Here is a 15,952-nt window from a genome sequence, read left to right on the forward strand (position 1 = left end):
AAACCGCCTGCCATCTCCGAAGCGAATTGTTAGACTCAAAGCCATTCCAATCTGGAATCAGGCCATGGAATTCAAACAACTCAAAAGCTTTGTCGAAGTCATGCATCAGGGTGGCTTCACCCAAGCCGCGAAGACCCTGCACATCAGTCAGTCCGCTGTGAGCAAGCAGATCGCCCAGCTCGAACAGAGTCTCGGCACCCCGCTTCTCGAACGGCTCGGCTCGCAGATTCGCCTGACCGCCGCCGGCAGTGTGGTGTTGCATCGGGCCGAAGGCATGCTGCGCTTGCGCAATGAATTGCTCAGCGAACTGGATGACCTCAGCCAACTGGCACGGGGCGAGTTACGTCTCGGGTTGCCATTGCTGGGCAGCGATGCATTGTTTGCCGGGTTGTTCGCCGAGTACCGTCGGCGTTACCCGAACATCAATGTGCAATTGCTTGAAGGCGGCAGCCGTAATATCGAACAGGCCGTGCTCAGCGGGGAATTGGAGTTGGGTGGCAGCCTGCTGCCGAAAGATCCGCAGTTCGACTTCCAGCCGTTCTGCGATGAACCGCTGGATGCGCTATTGCCGGTGGATCACCCGCTGGCGGCAAAAGGTGAAATCGGGCTGGAGGAATTGGCCGATACGCCGTTTCTTTTGTATCAGCGCAGTTTCGTGCTCAACGATCGTTTGCTTCAGGCATGCCAGCAGATGGGCTTCACGCCGAAGGAAGGCGGGCGCAGTGGTCAGGCGGATTTTCTCGCGGCGCTGGTCGCGGCCGGGCAAGGCGTGGTGTTGCTGCCCAGCGTGGTGGCGCGCGGTCTGGTGCGGCCAGGCGTGGTGCGCCTGACCTTGAACGCGCCGGACTACCTGCGCTGGGATATCGCTTTCATCTGGCGCCGAGGCGCCTATCTGTCGAAGGCTGCCCAGGCCTGGCTGGCGCTGTTGCGTGAACGCGGGATCAGCCTCTGAGCGTGGCGATCAACTGTTCCAGCCAAGGTTCGGCGTCGGTTTCCGGGGTGACGCTTTCGCTGGCGTCGATGCGCAGCATGTCCTGCACCTCGCGTACGCCCAGTTCGCCGAACAACTCGCGCAGTTGTTCGCCGCCGCCGCAGAAAGTGTCGCCGTAGCTGGCGTCACCCAAGGCGATTACCGCGCCGGGCAAGCCCCGCCAGGCCGCTGGTAACTGATCGCGAATGGCCGAATACAACGGTTGCAGGTTATCCGGAAGCTCCCCCATGCCGGTGGTCGAGGTCACGCCCAGCAGGGCTTCAGGGCCAAAAGCCTGGAGATCGGCAAGGCTGGCGCGCGAGTTGTAGAAGGTTTCAAAACCGGCGGCGTTCAACAGGCTCTGAGCGTGGCGAGCGACTTCTTCGGCCGTGCCGTACACCGAGCCGGAGAGGATGGCGACTTTCATCAATCTGATCCTGAAACTGAAAAAAAGAGCGCCGATAGTAACAGCCGGCGACGTCATGTTGCGATTGGCTCTCGATAAGCGCTGATGGCCAGTAGACAGCGGCGGGCGATCTTCTAGAATGCCTTCGGTCGATAACCTTGAAAGGATTCAAAGATGATCAATGCCAGTCTCATGCAAATGGTGATCAACGCGTCGAACGATGGAATCGTGGTGGCCGAACGGGAGGGTAAGGACGACAACATCCTGATTTACGTGAACCCGGCCTTCGAACGCCTGACCGGCTACACCAGCGAAGAAATCCTTTATCAGGATTGCCGTTTCCTGCAGTCGGGCGATCGCGATCAGGAGAACCTGGCCCAGATTCGCGATGCGCTGCGCAACAACGGCTCGTGCCGGGAAATTCTGCGTAACTACCGCAAGGACGGCACGCCGTTCTGGAACGAGCTGTCTCTTTCAACGGTTAAAAATGTGGACGACGGGCAGACCTACTTCGTCGGCGTGCAAAAGGACGTCACCGTTCAGGTCAAGGCTCAGCAGCGGGTTGCGCAACTGGAAGCCCAGGTGGCGGCACTGGAAGCAGAACTTGCTGCCTTGAAAGCGACGAACGGCGCAAACAAAACTGCGAACTAAGTGTCAGTAACTACAATCACCAATGACTTTGTAATTATTCATTTCGAGTTAACCATGCAGCGCGACGCCCTCCTCACTCAGGATGAGCTGGATTTCATCCAGACCATGCAACACAACCCGCAACTCAATGTGCGGGATGCGACGTCGAGCCTGCTGGTCAATGGTGGTTCGCAGATCCGTGACCTGCTCACGCGTCTGGCGGCCCATGAGCAAGTCACCATCCAGGCCAACTTCGAAAATCAGCAGATGACGTTCCCGCTGCATCTGGTGGAAGACGAATTTCACGCCCTGCACCTGCGCCTGGGTGTACCGAGCATCTATGAAGACGGGCCGATGGTGCGTCCATGGCGCCTGACCCTGGAAGAGCCAGTGGCACTGGAAAATGCCAAGGGCCAGCCAGGTACGCTGTGGGTGCACGAGGTTTCGCACAAGGGTGTGCTGCTGGAAGTGCGCAACAAGACCAAACCGCCGAAGCATTTTGCCCTGTGGTTCAGCCCCTCGGGCTACGAGCGGATCTCCCTGCGCGGGACGTTCGAGCGGGAAACCGAAAGCGGCTTTTACGCTTACGAGCTGAGCCAGAGCGATGCTGACGAAACCGAGCGTCTGCGCCAGTTCATTCTGCAACAGCATCGTCTGACCCACCCTGCCCTGCACACCTGATACTCAGGTATCCAGCGTCCCCGCCAGAAACTGATTCATGCGCTGGCGCATGGTCGAACCTTCATTGCCCAGACAGCCGACCGATGATCCCGCCAGGCTGTCCTGGGCCAGATCGGCCGCATCGCCCGCCAGCAGCAACTGACAATCCAGACTCAGCGCCAACCGGTTCAGCCGCCGTGGAAGTTCGGCAGTCGGTGCGTGATTGGAAAACAGCACCAGGGCTTGAGGTTTGATCTTTTCGCACACCAGCGTCAGCTCATCGAACGGCTGACCGGTCGTGAGCACACGAACGCCCGCGTCATTGCCACTGAGGAACAGCGCCGCCACCAGCAATTCGAGCTCGCGACATTGACCGGCCAGCGCGCTGACAATCACCTTGCGCGGTTGCGAGCCCCGCAGCACGACAATGCGCTGCAGCACCTTGGCTCTCAGAAAACCATCGAAGAACAACCACTCACTGGTTTGCCCGAATGCATCCTGACGCTGCAGCATTTGCAGCCACAGCGGCATCAGGATGTCCTGAAACACCACAGGCAAGGCATAGGAAGAGAAAATCTGACCGTAGACCCGATCAAGCAACTGATCGTCGAAAGAGCTGACCGCCTGCTGAACCTGCTCCTGCCACTGGATATAGTCCGCTTGCACCAGGTCATCGGGAATCAGATGAGCCAGCACCTTCATCGGCTCGGTCTTGGCCAGGATCTTGCCCACCTTGCTCACGGCAACACCCCGGTCGATCCAGTCGACGATGCTGCGAACACGCTCGATATCGGTCATCGAATACAGGCGATGCCCACTCTCGGTGCGCGTTGGCTGGATCAATCCGTATCGCCGCTCCCAGGCGCGCAACGTCACCGGGTTCACGCCGGTCAGGCGCGCCACTTCACGTATAGGGAAAAGATCCTCGCGCTCCAGCGCAACAGATTCCTGCGAAGCAGGGCGAACGTCTGTGATCACAGGCATTGGTGCGGACACGTCCTTGTTGGCAAAGTTGGATCCATTCTACTCCTGATGCCCCATGAAGGTTCAAGCGATCAAATGGAACGAAAGTCTCGGGTTCGTCATGGAAATAAGGAATAATCCTTGCTTGTCAAAAAACGCAGCCCTCTACCCCGGCGCTGCGTCAGGCGAAGTTCTTACCCGGAACGACGCACACGCAATACGGAGATACACAATGTCTACTTCCCCCGTCACGCTGATGGTCGCGCGTCGTGTCGCCAATGGCCGTTATCAGGATCTGATCGCCTGGTTGCGAGAAGGCGAGCAACTGGCCACCGACTTCCCCGGTTATCTCGGCTCCGGCGTACTGGCCCCGCCTCCCGGCGACGATGAATTCCAGATCATTTTCCGCTTCGTCGACGAACAGACCCTGCACGCCTGGGAACATTCGGCATCGCGCACTGCATGGTTGGCCCGCGGCAGCGATCTGTTCGCCCACCCGACCGAACATCGGGTCAGCGGGATCGAAGGCTGGTTCGGAGCCGCCGGGCATCGCCCGCCGCGCTGGAAACAGGCCGTGGCGATCTGGCTCGCGTTCTTCCCGGTGTCGCTGCTGTTCAATTTCGTGCTGGGCCCGCTGCTCGCTGAAATGAGCCTGTTGCCGAGAGTCTTCATCAGCACGCTGTGCCTGACCCCGTTGATGGTCTATTTCTTCATTCCGCTGTCGACCCGCCTGCTGGCCGGCTGGCTCAACCCGGCGCCTGCACGCCCGCTGCCTGCCGCACCCTCCACGCAAAATCGCTGAAACCGTCGCTCGCGTCGCTGTTATAGTTTTTGCTCTGACTTCGACGCGAGCCGTACATGACTTATCCCACCGCTCCCATCCTCATCACCGGCGCCGGCCAGCGAGTCGGCCTGCATTGTGCGCAGCGTCTGCTGGAAGATGGTCATCGGGTGATCTTCACTTACCGCAGCGAACGGCCGGGTGTGAAGACCTTGCGGGATCTGGGCGCCCTAGGGCTGCACGCGGACTTTTCCAGCGAAGCTTCGATCCTCGCCTTCATCACCGAGCTGAAGTCACACACCGACAGCCTGCGCGCGATCGTGCACAACGCCTCGGAGTGGCTGGCGGAAACCGGTGACGGCGAAGCCGAAGCCTTCAGCCGCATGTTCAACATCCACATGCTGGCGCCGTACCTGATCAATCTGCATTGCGCTGAATTGCTGCAACGTTCGAGTCCTGCCGACATCATCCACATCAGCGATGACGTCACCCGCAAGGGCAGCAGCAAACACATCGGCTATTGCGCCAGCAAGGCCGGGCTCGACAGTCTCACGCTGTCCTTCGCCGCGCGCTACGCGCCGTCAATCAAGGTCAACGGCATCGCACCGGCCCTGCTATTGTTCAATCCCGACGACGACGCGGCGTACCGTGCCAAGGCGCTGGCCAAGTCCGCGCTGGGCATCGAACCCGGCAGCGAAGTGATTTATCAGAGCCTGCGTTATCTGCTCGACAACCCGTATGTCACCGGCACGACCCTGACCGTCAACGGCGGGCGGCACGTCAAGTAATACGCCCCTGCGAGGATGCTCCATGACCCGTTCCCTGCCCGAGAATTACCGCGAGATCCTGATCGGTCTCGGTGAAAACCCCGACCGCGAAGGGCTGCTCGACACGCCGGTGCGGGCGGCCAAGGCCATGCAGTATCTGTGTCACGGCTACGAACAGAGCGTCGATGAGATCGTCAATGGCGCGCTGTTTGCCTCCGACAGCGACGAGATGATCATCGTCGCCGACATCGAGCTCTATTCGTTGTGCGAACATCACCTGCTGCCCTTCATCGGCAAGGCCCATGTGGCTTATATTCCGACGGGCAAGGTGCTGGGGCTGTCGAAGATCGCGCGGCTGGTGGACATGTTCGCCCGCCGCCTGCAGATCCAGGAAAACCTAACCCGCCAGATCGCCGAGGCGGTCCGGCAAGTCACCGATGCCGCCGGTGTCGCGGTGGTCATCGAAGCCCGGCACATGTGCATGATGATGCGCGGTGTCGAGAAACAGAATTCGACCATGAACACCTCGGTCATGCTCGGCGCCTTCCGCGAGTCGAGCAACACCCGCCAGGAGTTCCTGCAATTGATTGGACGGAGCAAGTAAATGCCACAACTTCAACCGGGAATGGCGCGGATCCGGGTCAAGGATCTGCGCCTGCGCACCTTTATCGGGATCAACGAGGACGAAATCCTCAACAAGCAGGATGTGCTGATCAACCTGACCATTCTGTACGCCGCACAGGAAGCGGTGCGTGACAACGACATCGACCACGCGCTGAACTACCGCACCATCACCAAGGCGATCATCGCCCACGTGGAAGGCAATCGCTTCGCGCTGCTCGAACGCCTGACCCAGGAGCTGCTGGATCTGGTAATGGCCAACGAATCGGTGCTGTACGCCGAAGTCGAAGTCGACAAGCCGCATGCCTTGCGTTTTGCCGAGTCGGTGTCGATCACGCTCGCCGCCAGCCGCTGAACGTGTCTGGCGCTCCGGGCGTCAGACTTTTATCATCCGCGCCACGATTTGACTGCACAGAGCCCATCATGACCGAGCAACAACGCCTCGAACTCGAAGCCGCCGCCTTCCGCCGACTGGTTGCCCACCTGGACAGCCGCAAGGACGTGCAGAACATCGACCTGATGAACCTTGCCGGGTTCTGCCGCAACTGCCTGTCCAAGTGGTACAAGGCCGAGGCCGACGAGCGCCGGATCGAGGTCAGCCTCGACGATGCCCGTGAAGTGGTTTACGGCATGCCGTACGCCGACTGGAAAGCCCAATATCAGCAAGAAGCCAGCGCCGAACAACAAGCGGCGTTCGCCAAAGGAAAACCCCATGAGTGATCTGAACACCCTGCGCGCCAGCCTCAAGAGCGGCGAACACGTTTTTGCCGACACCCTGTCGTTCATCGCCGCCGGTTACGACTACCAGCCGCAGGCGTTCAACAACGGCGGCGTGGAAAACGCCGCCGGGCAGAACGAAGGTTCGTGCAAGACCCTGGGTCTGGCGTTGCTGGAAGGCTTGAGCGATGAAGAAGCACTGCTGGCGTTCGGCGAGCACTACCGCTCGGTCGTGGCAACGCCTGAAGGCAGCGATCACGGCAATATCCGTGCGCTGATCCAGCACGGTCTGGCGGGCGTGAAATTCGAAGCGCAACCGCTGACCCGCCGCTGATTCCCGAGCGAATCGCGAGCATGAAAAAACCGGCCAATTGGCCGGTTTTTTCGTTTCTGCGATCTTAGAACGAAGCGTTCTGCAAACCGTCCAGGTAACGCTCGGTGTCCAGTGCCGCCATGCAGCCGGCGCCGGCCGAGGTGATGGCCTGACGGTAAACGTGGTCGGCCACGTCGCCGGCAGCGAAGATGCCTTCGACGCTGGTCGCAGTGGCGTTACCTTCACGGCCACCCTGAACGACGAGATAGCCGTCCTTCAGCTCCAGTTGACCTTCGAACAGCGAGGTGTTCGGGGTGTGGCCGATCGCGATGAACACGCCATCCACCTTGATTTCATCGAAGCTGCCGTCGTTGTTCTTCAGGCGGGCACCGGTCACGCCCATGTTGTCGCCCAGCACTTCGTCCAGGGTCGCGTTGAGTTTCAGCTCGATCTTGCCTTCGGCCACGCGGGCGTTGAGCTTGTCGATCAGGATCTTCTCGGCGCGGAAGGTTTCGCGACGGTGGATCAGGGTGACCTTGCTGGCGATGTTGGCCAGGTACAGGGCTTCTTCGACAGCGGTGTTGCCGCCACCGACCACGGCCACCGGCTTGTTGCGATAGAAGAAACCGTCGCAGGTCGCGCAGGCCGAAACGCCTTTGCCCATGAACGCTTCTTCCGACGGCAGGCCCAGGTAACGAGCGCTGGCGCCGGTGGCGATGATCAGCGCGTCACAGGTGTAGGTGCCGCTGTCGCCGGTCAGGCTGTATGGCTTGGAAGCGAAGTCCACAGCATTGATGTGATCGAACACGATCTCGGTTTCAAAACGCTCGGCGTGCTCGCGCATGCGCTCCATCAGCACCGGACCGGTCAGACCATGGACGTCGCCCGGCCAGTTGTCGACTTCGGTGGTGGTGGTCAGTTGACCGCCGGCCTGCATGCCGGTGATCAGCAGCGGCTTGAGGTTGGCACGGGCAGCGTAGACGGCAGCGCTGTAACCGGCAGGGCCGGAACCGAGGATGATCACTCGCGAATGACGGACTTCAGACATGAACCTGCTCCTGTTGACCGGCCAAGACACCCGGCCGGACGCCGGACTGCCGGCGGGAATAAAAAAGGACTGTGGATAACCTTGGGGAAGGCGTGAGCTCGACAGTCCTGTAAAAAGTTGGGTGCAGCGTATCGAGGGGGGCAAGATTAAGGAAATACGGTTTAACAATCCAGCTCATAGGTGGTCTCTATGCCGACACACTGACGAGATGGACGTCTTTGTTACAGTGAATGTCGATCTCGCCGCCGCGCTTTCACAGGTTCTGCAAAGTCGGTAAGGTCGGCGCGTTTTCCCTTGCTCGGAGCACCTTATGCCCGCCCCTGTTCTGTCCGGCCCGCAATACCTGCGCGAGGGCCTCAAACTGGTCTTGAGCCCTGGCCTGCGCCTGTTCGTGCTGCTGCCGCTGGCCATCAACCTGGTGCTGTTCGTCGGATTGATCTATCTGGCCGGCCACCAGTTCAGCCTGTGGGTCGACACGCTGATGCCGTCGCTGCCCGAATGGCTGAGCTTTCTCAGTTACATCCTGTGGCCACTGTTCGTGGTACTGGTGGCATTGATGGTGTTCTTCACCTTCACCATGCTGGCCAACGTGATCGCTGCCCCCTTCAACGGCTTCCTCGCGGAAAAAGTCGAAGTCGTAGTGCGCGGCACCGACGACTTCCCGGCCTTCAGCTGGGGTGAACTGATCGCCATGATCCCGCGCACCCTGGCCCGGGAAATGCGCAAGCTCGGTTATTTCCTGCCACGGGCGATCGGCCTGTTCATCCTCTCGTTCATCCCGGTGGTCAACATCGTCGCCGCGCCGCTGTGGCTGCTGTTCGGGGTGTGGATGATGGCGATCCAGTACATCGACTACCCGGCGGACAACCACAAGCTGGGCTGGAACGAAATGCTCGCCTGGCTTCGTCAGAAGCGCTGGCAGAGCATGAGCTTCGGCGGGATCGTTTATCTGGTGTTGCTGATTCCGGTGGTCAACATCCTGATGATGCCGGCCGCGGTGGCCGGGGCTACATTGTTCTGGGTCCGCGAACGCGGGGCCGAGAATCTGGTGACGCAACGCTGAGGCCGCGTCACAAATCCATCATCCGAACGTCACAACCACGACATGGCCTCAGCCGACACTGAGGTCATGACGACAGCTCTAAATATCACCCTCATCAGCGAAACCTTCCCACCGGAAATCAACGGCGTGGCCAATACCCTTGGCCGTTTGTGCGACGGTTTGCGCGCACGCGGGCATCGGGTGGAGCTGGTGCGACCGCGTCAGGCTGACGACCCGCAGCGCACTGAAGACGACTCGTTGCTGCTGTGCCGGGGCTGGCCGTTGCCGGGTTATCCGGGGTTGCAATGGGGTCAGTCGTCGATGCACAAACTGTTGCGGCGCTGGACCCGCCAGCGCCCGGATGTGCTCTATATCGCCACCGAAGGTCCGCTCGGGCTGTCGGCATTGCGCGCGGCACGGCGTCTGGGGATTGCCGTGGTCAGCGGTTTTCACACCAACTTCCAGCAATACACCCACCAATACGGGCTGGGATTGCTGACGCGTTTGCTCACCCATTATCTGCGCTGGTTTCACAATCGTTCGGCGTTGACGCTGGTGCCGAGCGTCAGTCAGCGCCTGGAACTGGAGCGTCGGCACTTCGAACGCCTGTCGCTAATGTCGCGGGGCGTAGACAGCCAGTTGTTTCACCCGGCCAAACGCCTGAATGCCTTGCGTGAGCAATGGGGTCTCGGCGAGCAGGATATTGCTGTCATTCACATAGGACGCCTGGCGCCGGAGAAAAACCTCGGTCTGCTCAAGCGCAGCTTCGAGAAACTGGCCAGCACTTATCCACAGCTAAAGCTGAAGCTGATCGTGGTCGGCGACGGGCCGCAACGAATGGCACTGGAAAATGAACTGCCCGAGGCAGTTTTCTGCGGCTCGCAACGTGGCGAAGCACTGGCGGCGCACTATGCCTCGGGGGATGTGTTTCTGTTCCCGAGCCTGACCGAGACCTTCGGCAACGTCGTGCTGGAAGCGCTGGCCTCGGGCCTCGGGGTGGTGGCTTACGATCAGGCTGCGGCAGCCCAGCATATTCGCCATGGCTACAACGGCGTGCTGGCGATGCCCGGGGATGAAGAAGCGTTCTGCGAGGCAGCGGCGTGGCTGCTGGAGGAAGACGAAAGGTTGCGCTGCGTGCGCCTGAACGCACGCCAACACGCCAGCCGTCAGGGCTGGGCAGCCATCGTCGAACAATTTGAAAACCATTTGCTGGGGGCTTGCCGCGACCTGCGCGACAAGCCTCCCACGACGATCACACCAGCGTCATCAACGCCTCACGGCTGAACGGCAGAATGTCCTGCTCGCGGCCTTCACGCACTTTCTGCGCCCAGTCCGGATCGACCAGCAGCGCACGCCCCACCGCCACCAGATCGAATTCTTCGTTGTTCAGACGCTCCAGCAGTTTTTCCAGACTGGCCGGTTGCGCGACTTTATCGGTGTTGACCATGAACTGCAGGAACTCACCGTCGAGGCCGACGCTGCCGACGGTGATGGTCGGTTTGCCGGTCAGCTTGCGTGTCCAGCCAGCCAGGTTCAGGTCGGAACCGTCGAACTCCGGCTCCCAGAAACGGCGCGTCGAGCAGTGGAAAATGTCCACGCCGGCGTCGGACAACGGCTTGAGGAACTCGCCCAGGGCTTCGGCGGTTTGCACCAGACGCGCGGTGTAGTCCTGCTGTTTCCACTGCGAGAAGCGGAAGATGATCGGGAAGCCTTCGCCAACAGCCGCGCGTACGGCCTGGATCAGCTCGATGGCGAAACGTGAACGGTTGGCCAGGCTGCCACCGTATTCGTCAGTGCGCTGGTTGCTGCCTTCCCAGAAGAACTGGTCGATCAGGTAACCGTGGGCGCCGTGGATTTCCACGCCGTCCATGCCGATGCTTTGGGCATCTTTGGCGGCTTGGGCGAACGCGGCGATTACATCCTGGATGTCCTGTTTGGTCATGCCGTGCACCACGACCTGACCGTCCTTGAGTTTTTCCGACGGGCCGTAACCCGGCACGCTCGCGTCCGGCTCGGTGCCCAGACGGCGCACATTGCCGACGTGCCACAGCTGCGGAACGATCTTGCCGCCTTCGGCGTGTACCGCGTCGACGACTTTCTTCCAGCCGGCCAACGCCGCTTCACCGTAGAAGTGCGGCACGTTCGGATAACCGTTGGACGCCTGGTGGCCGACGGTGGTGCCCTCGGTGATGATCAGGCCGACACCGGCCGCTGCGCGGCGACGGTAGTATTCGATCACTTTGGAATTGGGTACGCCGCCCGGGGAAAACGAACGGGTCATCGGCGCCATGACCACGCGGGTCGGCAGTTCGAGGGCACCGAGCTGGAACGGTTTGAACAGGGCTTGCACGGGCATGGGAGGCTCCACGAAAAATTGATCGACGGGCATGCGATTCATATGACGGCGATAATATGTGCAGTTTCAACTAGCCGATAGCACTATTGATCTGAATGATTAAGGGTCAAAAGGCAGGCGAAAAAAATCGCAGCTCGAGGGCTGCGATTTTGGTGTTTCAGCTCAGGGCTTTTTCAATCGCGGTAATCACCGAAGGATCATCCGGCGCCGTGCGTGGCGAGAACCGGGCCAATACCCGGCCGTCCTTTCCAAGCAGGAATTTCTCGAAATTCCAGGTGATGTCACCGGGAAACTCCGCGCCCTCGCCCGCCAGCAGACGGTACAGCTGATGACGGTCGTGGCCGTTGACTTCGAGCTTTTTCGACAACGGAAAACTCACGCCATAGTTGAGGCTGCAGAATTCCTGGATCTCCTGCTCACTGCCCGGTTCCTGGCCGGCAAACTGGTTGCACGGCAGGCCCAGCACACTGAAGCCTTTGCCTTTGTATTGCTGATAAAGGTTTTCCAGGGCCGCGTACTGTGGGGTCAAGCCGCATTTGGAGGCGACGTTGACCACCAGCACGACTTGGCCCTTGAAGGGTGCCAGCGGTAGCTCCTGACCATCCAGGGCTGTCAACTTAAGGTCGTGAAAAGCACTCATGACGAACTCCAGATTCCCGTGTTCTACTCGAAACAGCCACTTGGCGAGGCCACCAAGGACAGCCGCGGACTAAAAAGGCGCCCTCGGGCGCCTCTCCAGTACTCGAAAGCTTAGCGCAGAAAATCAGTGGTGATGGCCACCTTCGCCATGGACGTGACCATGAGCGATTTCTTCCTGGCTGGCGTCACGGATGGCAACGACCTTCACTTTGAAGTTCAGGCGCTGACCGGCCAGCGGGTGGTTGCCGTCGACAGTGACGTCGTCGCCGTCCAGATCACGAATGGTGACGATCTGCATCTGGCCGTCCGGCGCCGAAGCGTGGAACTGCATGCCGACTTCCAGCTCGTCAACGCCTTCGAACATGCTGCGGCTCAGGGTGCTGACCAGTTCAGCGGCGTATTCGCCGTAGGCATCTTCCGGCTCGACGGAAACTTCCAGATCGTTGCCGACTTCTTTACCTTCCAGGGCTTTTTCCAGGCCCGGGATGATGTTGCCTGCGCCATGCAGGTAGACCAGCGGAGCGCCGCCGGCGGAGCTGTCGATGACCTCACCAGCGTCGTTGGTCAGGGTATAGTCGATGGAGACAGCCTTATTGGCGGCGATCAGCATGGGGCGAGACCTTTTGCATAAGAATGAAGAACGGACAAGTCTAAACAAGGATTTGCCCGAAAGCGAACAGAACCCGGACAGACGGGACGGATTGACGCCCGTGACCGTCACCGGATTCCATCAGGACGAGGATGGCCACTGGGTCGCCGAGTTGTCCTGCGGCCACACCCAGCACCTGCGCCACCTCCCGCCCTGGCAGTCCAGGGCATGGGTCCTGGACGCCGCGCAACGTATTGAAAAAATAGGCCAACCCTTTGCTTGCGGTTGGTGCGCACAAGGCTCGGTTAGCGATAACCTTGGCGACTGAATTGCGGCAGATCGGCACACAGAGACGATCGCCATTGCCATGCACCCTTAGAGAATCCGCATGCAAACTTTTTTTATCGCGCCCACCGACTTTGGTGTGGGTCTGACCTCCATCAGCCTCGGGCTGGTGCGTACGCTGGAACGAGCCGGGCTGAAAGTCGGCTTCTTCAAACCGATTGCCCAGCCGCATCCGGGCGACACCGGCCCTGAGCGCTCCACCGAGCTGGTGGCCCGCACCCACGGCCTGAAACCGCCGCAGCCACTGGGCCTGGCCCATGTCGAGCGGATGCTCGGCGACGGTCAGCTCGACGAATTGCTCGAAGAAATCATCACCCTCTACCAGCAGGCCGCCATCGGCAAAGACGTGCTGGTCGTCGAAGGCATGGTGCCGACCCGTAGCGCCAGCTACGCCGCGCGGGTCAACCTGCACCTGGCCAAGAGCCTGGATGCCGAGGTGATTCTGGTCTCGGCCCCGGAAAACGAAGTGCTGACCGAGCTGTCGGGCCGCGTCGAATTGCAGGCGCAGTTGTTCGGCGGGCCGAAAGACCCGAAAGTCCTCGGCGTGATCCTCAACAAGGTCAAGACCGACGAGAGCATGGACGCCTTCGCCGCGCGTCTGAAAGAGCATTCGCCCTTGCTGCGCACGGGGGATTTCCGACTGCTCGGCTGCATTCCGTTCCAGCCCGAACTCAACGCCCCGCGCACCCGTGATGTGGCCGACCTGATGGGCGCCCAAGTGCTCAACGCCGGCGACTACGAAACCCGGCGCATGACCAAGACCATCATTTGCGCACGCACCATGCGCAACACCGTCGATCTGCTCAAGCCCGGCGTGCTGGTGGTGACCCCCGGCGATCGTGACGACATCATCCTCGCCGTCAGCCTCGCCGCGATCAACGGCGTGCCGCTGGCCGGCCTGCTGCTGACCAGCGACACCCTGCCCGACCCGCGCATCATGGACCTGTGCCGTGGCGCATTGCAGGCCGGTTTGCCGGTGCTGTCGGTGAGCACCGGCTCCTACGACACGGCCAACCTGCTCAACGGCCTGAACAAGGAAATCCCGGTCGATGACCGCGAACGTGCGGAGATCATCACCGATTTCGTCGCCAGCCATCTGGATGCCAACTGGCTGCACCAGCGCTGCGGCACGCCACGGGAAATGCGCCTGTCGCCGGCGGTGTTCCGTTATCAGTTGATTCAACGTGCCCAGGCGGCCAACAAACGCATCGTCCTGCCCGAAGGCAGCGAACCGCTCACCGTGCAGGCGGCGGCCATTTGTCAGGAGCGCGGGATTGCCCGTTGCGTGCTGCTGGCCAAACCGGCAGACGTCGACGCCGTCGCCCGTGCCCAGGGCATCACGCTGCCGCCGGGGCTGGAAATCCTCGATCCGGATCTGATCCGCGAGCGCTACGTCGAACCGATGGTCGCCCTGCGCAAGAGCAAAAGCCTCAACGCGCCGATGGCCGAGCAGCAACTCGAAGACACCGTGGTGATCGGCACCATGATGCTGGCGCTGGATGAGGTCGACGGCCTGGTCTCCGGCATCATCAACACCACCGCCAACACCATCCGCCCGGCGCTTCAACTGATCAAGACCGCGCCGGGCTGCACGCTGGTGTCGTCGGTGTTCTTCATGCTGTTCCCCGAGGAAGTGCTGGTCTACGGCGACTGCGTGATGAATCCACACCCGAGCGCCAGCGAACTGGCCGAAATCGCCCTGCAAAGCGCCGACTCGGCCGCCGCGTTCGGCATCACCCCGCGCGTGGCGATGATCAGCTACTCCAGCGGTGAATCGGCCACCGGCGAGGAAGTCGAAAAAGTCCGCGAAGCCACCCTGCTCGCCCACGAACAACAGCACTCTTTGCTGATCGACGGCCCGTTGCAGTACGACGCCGCCGCCAACGAATCCGTGGCCCGGCAACTGGCGCCGAACAGCCAGGTGGCCGGTCGCGCCACGGTGTTCGTGTTCCCCGACTTGAACACCGGCAACACCACTCACAAAGCCGTGCAGCGCAGCGCCGATTGCGTCAGCCTCGGCCCGATGCTGCAAGGCCTGCGCAAACCGGTGAACGATCTGCCGCGCGGCGCGCAGGTCGACGACATCGTCTACACCATCGCCCTGACCGCGATTCAGGCTGCCAACCGACCTCTGGATATCTGACCCGATGCTGGCTTTTCTCCCTGCCACCCTGCGCGGCGTGATTGCCGCGCTGCTGCTGGCGCTGAATACGATTCTGCTGTGCTCGTTCCTGTTTCTCGTGGCGCTGATCAAAGTGCTGCCGTTCGACCTCGCACGCCGCGCTTCGCGCTGGCTGATGAGCCACACCCACGAAGCCTGGATCAGCAACAACAAAGGCTGGATGAACCTGGTCCGCCGCACCCGCTGGCACCTCAGCGGTCTGCAAGGTCTGGACTACCAACACTCGTACCTGATCACCAGCAACCACCAGAGCTGGGTCGATATTCTGGTGCTGCAATACGTGCTCAACCGACGCATCCAGCCGCTGAAGTTCTTTCTCAAGCAGGAACTGATCTGGGTCCCGGTCATCGGCCTGGCGTGGTGGACACTCGGCTTCCCGTTCATGAAGCGCTATTCGAAAGCCTATCTGGAGAAGCACCCGGAAAAGAAAGGCAAAGACCTGGAAACCACCCGCAAGACCTGCGCGAAATTCCGCGACAACCCGGTGGGCATCTTCAACTTCGTCGAGGGCACGCGCTTTACCGAAGGCAAACACGCGCAGCAGCAATCACCGTTCAAATACCTGCTCAAGCCCAAGGCCGGCGGCATCGCGTTCGTGCTGGATGCGATGGGTGAACAGCTGGAATCGATCGTCAACGTGACCATCCACTACCCGGGTGGACGCCCTGGCTTTTGGGACCTGCTGTGCGGCAACGTCCGAGACGTAGTGGTGCACTTTGAAGAGCTGAAGATCCCGCCGCAGTTCATCGGCAGGAACTATGACCAGGACGGCGAGTACCGCCTGCAATTCCAGGGCTGGATCAATCAGCTGTGGCAAGACAAGGATGCGCTGCTTGCGCAGATGCATCGCGAGTATCCAAACCAACGCTGATCAGCCAAATAAAAAGCCCGCCGATGATTGCTCGTCGACGGGCTTTTTCTTG

Annotated in this window: 20 protein-coding genes; 14 read left to right on the forward strand and 6 right to left on the reverse strand. The window is 60.8% G+C overall.

The window, feature by feature from the left end; translation table 11 throughout:
* The first annotated feature begins 64 nt into the window (after positions 1–64).
* The gene (locus QLG12_RS20135; RefSeq protein WP_197869717.1) at positions 65–952 is read left to right on the forward strand and encodes a LysR family transcriptional regulator; all 888 of its coding nucleotides are present in this window, start codon (positions 65–67) and stop codon (positions 950–952) included.
* Here QLG12_RS20135 and QLG12_RS20140 read toward each other — a convergent pair.
* Complete coding sequence (locus tag QLG12_RS20140; protein ID WP_197869716.1) at positions 942–1,397, reverse strand: flavodoxin; 456 nt, start codon at positions 1,395–1,397, stop codon at positions 942–944. The two genes, QLG12_RS20135 and QLG12_RS20140, sit on opposite strands and share 11 nt — an antisense overlap.
* Positions 1,398–1,550: 153 nt before the next feature.
* On the opposite strand from QLG12_RS20140, the gene QLG12_RS20145 reads away from it, so the two are divergent.
* Positions 1,551–2,027, forward strand: a complete 477-nt coding sequence (locus tag QLG12_RS20145) for a PAS domain-containing protein (protein WP_197869715.1) — start codon at positions 1,551–1,553, stop codon at positions 2,025–2,027.
* A 54-nt stretch (positions 2,028–2,081) separates the two neighbouring features.
* Positions 2,082–2,687 (forward strand): hypothetical protein, encoded by a 606-nt coding sequence (locus tag QLG12_RS20150; protein WP_007957217.1) that lies wholly within the window; start codon positions 2,082–2,084, stop codon positions 2,685–2,687.
* Positions 2,688–2,690: 3 nt separating this feature from the next.
* Here QLG12_RS20150 and QLG12_RS20155 read toward each other — a convergent pair whose 3' ends face one another.
* Complete coding sequence (locus tag QLG12_RS20155) at positions 2,691–3,650, reverse strand: MerR family transcriptional regulator (protein WP_197869714.1); 960 nt, start codon at positions 3,648–3,650, stop codon at positions 2,691–2,693.
* Between the two features lie 211 nt (positions 3,651–3,861).
* On the opposite strand from QLG12_RS20155, the gene QLG12_RS20160 reads away from it, so the two are divergent.
* From QLG12_RS20160 to QLG12_RS20185, 6 genes are all read left to right on the forward strand, one after another.
* Positions 3,862–4,431, forward strand: a complete 570-nt coding sequence (locus QLG12_RS20160) for an antibiotic biosynthesis monooxygenase (protein ID WP_011332499.1) — start codon at positions 3,862–3,864, stop codon at positions 4,429–4,431.
* Between the two features lie 56 nt (positions 4,432–4,487).
* Positions 4,488–5,198, forward strand: a complete 711-nt coding sequence (gene folM / locus QLG12_RS20165) for a dihydromonapterin reductase (protein WP_236193213.1) — start codon at positions 4,488–4,490, stop codon at positions 5,196–5,198.
* Between the two features lie 22 nt (positions 5,199–5,220).
* Positions 5,221–5,781 (forward strand): GTP cyclohydrolase I FolE, encoded by a 561-nt coding sequence (folE, locus tag QLG12_RS20170; protein WP_064382509.1) that lies wholly within the window; start codon positions 5,221–5,223, stop codon positions 5,779–5,781.
* Positions 5,782–6,153, forward strand: coding sequence for a dihydroneopterin triphosphate 2'-epimerase (gene folX / locus QLG12_RS20175; protein ID WP_007957207.1), 372 nt, complete (start codon positions 5,782–5,784; stop codon positions 6,151–6,153). It begins immediately after the preceding gene.
* Between the two features lie 68 nt (positions 6,154–6,221).
* The gene (locus QLG12_RS20180) at positions 6,222–6,518 is read left to right on the forward strand and encodes a DUF1244 domain-containing protein (RefSeq protein ID WP_064593416.1); all 297 of its coding nucleotides are present in this window, start codon (positions 6,222–6,224) and stop codon (positions 6,516–6,518) included.
* On the forward strand, positions 6,511–6,849 hold the full coding sequence (locus QLG12_RS20185) for a HopJ type III effector protein (RefSeq protein WP_011332495.1): 339 nt from the start codon (positions 6,511–6,513) through the stop codon (positions 6,847–6,849). The genes QLG12_RS20180 and QLG12_RS20185 overlap by 8 nt, the downstream gene beginning before the upstream one ends.
* Before the next feature lie 64 nt (positions 6,850–6,913).
* Here the strand turns inward: QLG12_RS20185 and trxB are convergent, their stop codons facing one another.
* On the reverse strand, positions 6,914–7,876 hold the full coding sequence (gene trxB, locus QLG12_RS20190; protein ID WP_039769336.1) for a thioredoxin-disulfide reductase: 963 nt from the start codon (positions 7,874–7,876) through the stop codon (positions 6,914–6,916).
* 310 nt (positions 7,877–8,186) lie between these two features.
* Between trxB and cysZ the strand changes: the two genes are divergently transcribed.
* Both cysZ and QLG12_RS20200 read left to right on the forward strand, forming a co-directional pair.
* Positions 8,187–8,939, forward strand: a complete 753-nt coding sequence (cysZ, locus tag QLG12_RS20195; RefSeq protein ID WP_011332493.1) for a sulfate transporter CysZ — start codon at positions 8,187–8,189, stop codon at positions 8,937–8,939.
* Between the two features lie 42 nt (positions 8,940–8,981).
* Complete coding sequence (locus tag QLG12_RS20200) at positions 8,982–10,202, forward strand: glycosyltransferase family 1 protein (RefSeq protein ID WP_282475128.1); 1,221 nt, start codon at positions 8,982–8,984, stop codon at positions 10,200–10,202.
* On the opposite strand, the gene QLG12_RS20205 is transcribed toward QLG12_RS20200, so the two are convergent.
* The 3 genes from QLG12_RS20205 to QLG12_RS20215 form a co-directional block, all read right to left on the reverse strand.
* Positions 10,171–11,274 carry an NADH:flavin oxidoreductase gene (locus QLG12_RS20205; protein WP_197869710.1) on the reverse strand — a complete coding sequence of 368 codons (1,104 nt, stop codon included), beginning with the start codon at positions 11,272–11,274 and terminating at the stop codon, positions 10,171–10,173. The genes QLG12_RS20200 and QLG12_RS20205 overlap by 32 nt on opposite strands.
* Before the next feature lie 157 nt (positions 11,275–11,431).
* Entirely contained in the window at positions 11,432–11,914 is a 483-nt protein-coding gene (locus tag QLG12_RS20210; protein ID WP_007959082.1) for a glutathione peroxidase, read from the reverse strand.
* A gap of 123 nt (positions 11,915–12,037) precedes the next feature.
* Complete coding sequence (locus QLG12_RS20215; protein WP_011332490.1) at positions 12,038–12,523, reverse strand: peptidylprolyl isomerase; 486 nt, start codon at positions 12,521–12,523, stop codon at positions 12,038–12,040.
* Here QLG12_RS20215 and QLG12_RS20220 point away from each other — a divergent pair.
* The 3 genes from QLG12_RS20220 to QLG12_RS20230 are packed head-to-tail and all read left to right on the forward strand — an operon-like array spanning position 12,522 to position 15,900.
* The gene (locus QLG12_RS20220) at positions 12,522–12,830 is read left to right on the forward strand and encodes a DUF3565 domain-containing protein (protein ID WP_197869813.1); all 309 of its coding nucleotides are present in this window, start codon (positions 12,522–12,524) and stop codon (positions 12,828–12,830) included. The two genes, QLG12_RS20215 and QLG12_RS20220, sit on opposite strands and share 2 nt — an antisense overlap.
* A gap of 60 nt (positions 12,831–12,890) precedes the next feature.
* Positions 12,891–14,990 (forward strand): phosphate acetyltransferase, encoded by a 2,100-nt coding sequence (pta, locus tag QLG12_RS20225; RefSeq protein ID WP_197869709.1) that lies wholly within the window; start codon positions 12,891–12,893, stop codon positions 14,988–14,990.
* Between the two features lie 4 nt (positions 14,991–14,994).
* Positions 14,995–15,900, forward strand: coding sequence for an acyltransferase (locus tag QLG12_RS20230; protein WP_282475129.1), 906 nt, complete (start codon positions 14,995–14,997; stop codon positions 15,898–15,900).
* Positions 15,901–15,952: the final 52 nt, after the last annotated feature.

It is taken from the genome of Pseudomonas sp. V88_4, assembly GCF_029967985.1.
GTDB classification, from domain to species: domain Bacteria; phylum Pseudomonadota; class Gammaproteobacteria; order Pseudomonadales; family Pseudomonadaceae; genus Aquipseudomonas; species Aquipseudomonas glycinae.

Coding starts and splice junctions, on each gene's coding strand:
- QLG12_RS20135 (WP_197869717.1), top strand. CDS start 65: ATGGAATTCAAACAACTCAAAAGCTTTGTCGAAGTCATGCATCAGGGT.
- QLG12_RS20140 (WP_197869716.1), bottom strand. CDS start 1,397: ATGAAAGTCGCCATCCTCTCCGGCTCGGTGTACGGCACGGCCGAAGAA.
- QLG12_RS20145 (WP_197869715.1), top strand. CDS start 1,551: ATGATCAATGCCAGTCTCATGCAAATGGTGATCAACGCGTCGAACGAT.
- QLG12_RS20150 (WP_007957217.1), top strand. CDS start 2,082: ATGCAGCGCGACGCCCTCCTCACTCAGGATGAGCTGGATTTCATCCAG.
- QLG12_RS20155 (WP_197869714.1), bottom strand. CDS start 3,650: ATGCCTGTGATCACAGACGTTCGCCCTGCTTCGCAGGAATCTGTTGCG.
- QLG12_RS20160 (WP_011332499.1), top strand. CDS start 3,862: ATGTCTACTTCCCCCGTCACGCTGATGGTCGCGCGTCGTGTCGCCAAT.
- folM (WP_236193213.1), top strand. CDS start 4,488: ATGACTTATCCCACCGCTCCCATCCTCATCACCGGCGCCGGCCAGCGA.
- folE (WP_064382509.1), top strand. CDS start 5,221: ATGACCCGTTCCCTGCCCGAGAATTACCGCGAGATCCTGATCGGTCTC.
- folX (WP_007957207.1), top strand. CDS start 5,782: ATGCCACAACTTCAACCGGGAATGGCGCGGATCCGGGTCAAGGATCTG.
- QLG12_RS20180 (WP_064593416.1), top strand. CDS start 6,222: ATGACCGAGCAACAACGCCTCGAACTCGAAGCCGCCGCCTTCCGCCGA.
- QLG12_RS20185 (WP_011332495.1), top strand. CDS start 6,511: ATGAGTGATCTGAACACCCTGCGCGCCAGCCTCAAGAGCGGCGAACAC.
- trxB (WP_039769336.1), bottom strand. CDS start 7,876: ATGTCTGAAGTCCGTCATTCGCGAGTGATCATCCTCGGTTCCGGCCCT.
- cysZ (WP_011332493.1), top strand. CDS start 8,187: ATGCCCGCCCCTGTTCTGTCCGGCCCGCAATACCTGCGCGAGGGCCTC.
- QLG12_RS20200 (WP_282475128.1), top strand. CDS start 8,982: ATGGCCTCAGCCGACACTGAGGTCATGACGACAGCTCTAAATATCACC.
- QLG12_RS20205 (WP_197869710.1), bottom strand. CDS start 11,274: ATGCCCGTGCAAGCCCTGTTCAAACCGTTCCAGCTCGGTGCCCTCGAA.
- QLG12_RS20210 (WP_007959082.1), bottom strand. CDS start 11,914: ATGAGTGCTTTTCACGACCTTAAGTTGACAGCCCTGGATGGTCAGGAG.
- QLG12_RS20220 (WP_197869813.1), top strand. CDS start 12,522: ATGGGGCGAGACCTTTTGCATAAGAATGAAGAACGGACAAGTCTAAAC.
- QLG12_RS20215 (WP_011332490.1), bottom strand. CDS start 12,523: ATGCTGATCGCCGCCAATAAGGCTGTCTCCATCGACTATACCCTGACC.
- pta (WP_197869709.1), top strand. CDS start 12,891: ATGCAAACTTTTTTTATCGCGCCCACCGACTTTGGTGTGGGTCTGACC.
- QLG12_RS20230 (WP_282475129.1), top strand. CDS start 14,995: ATGCTGGCTTTTCTCCCTGCCACCCTGCGCGGCGTGATTGCCGCGCTG.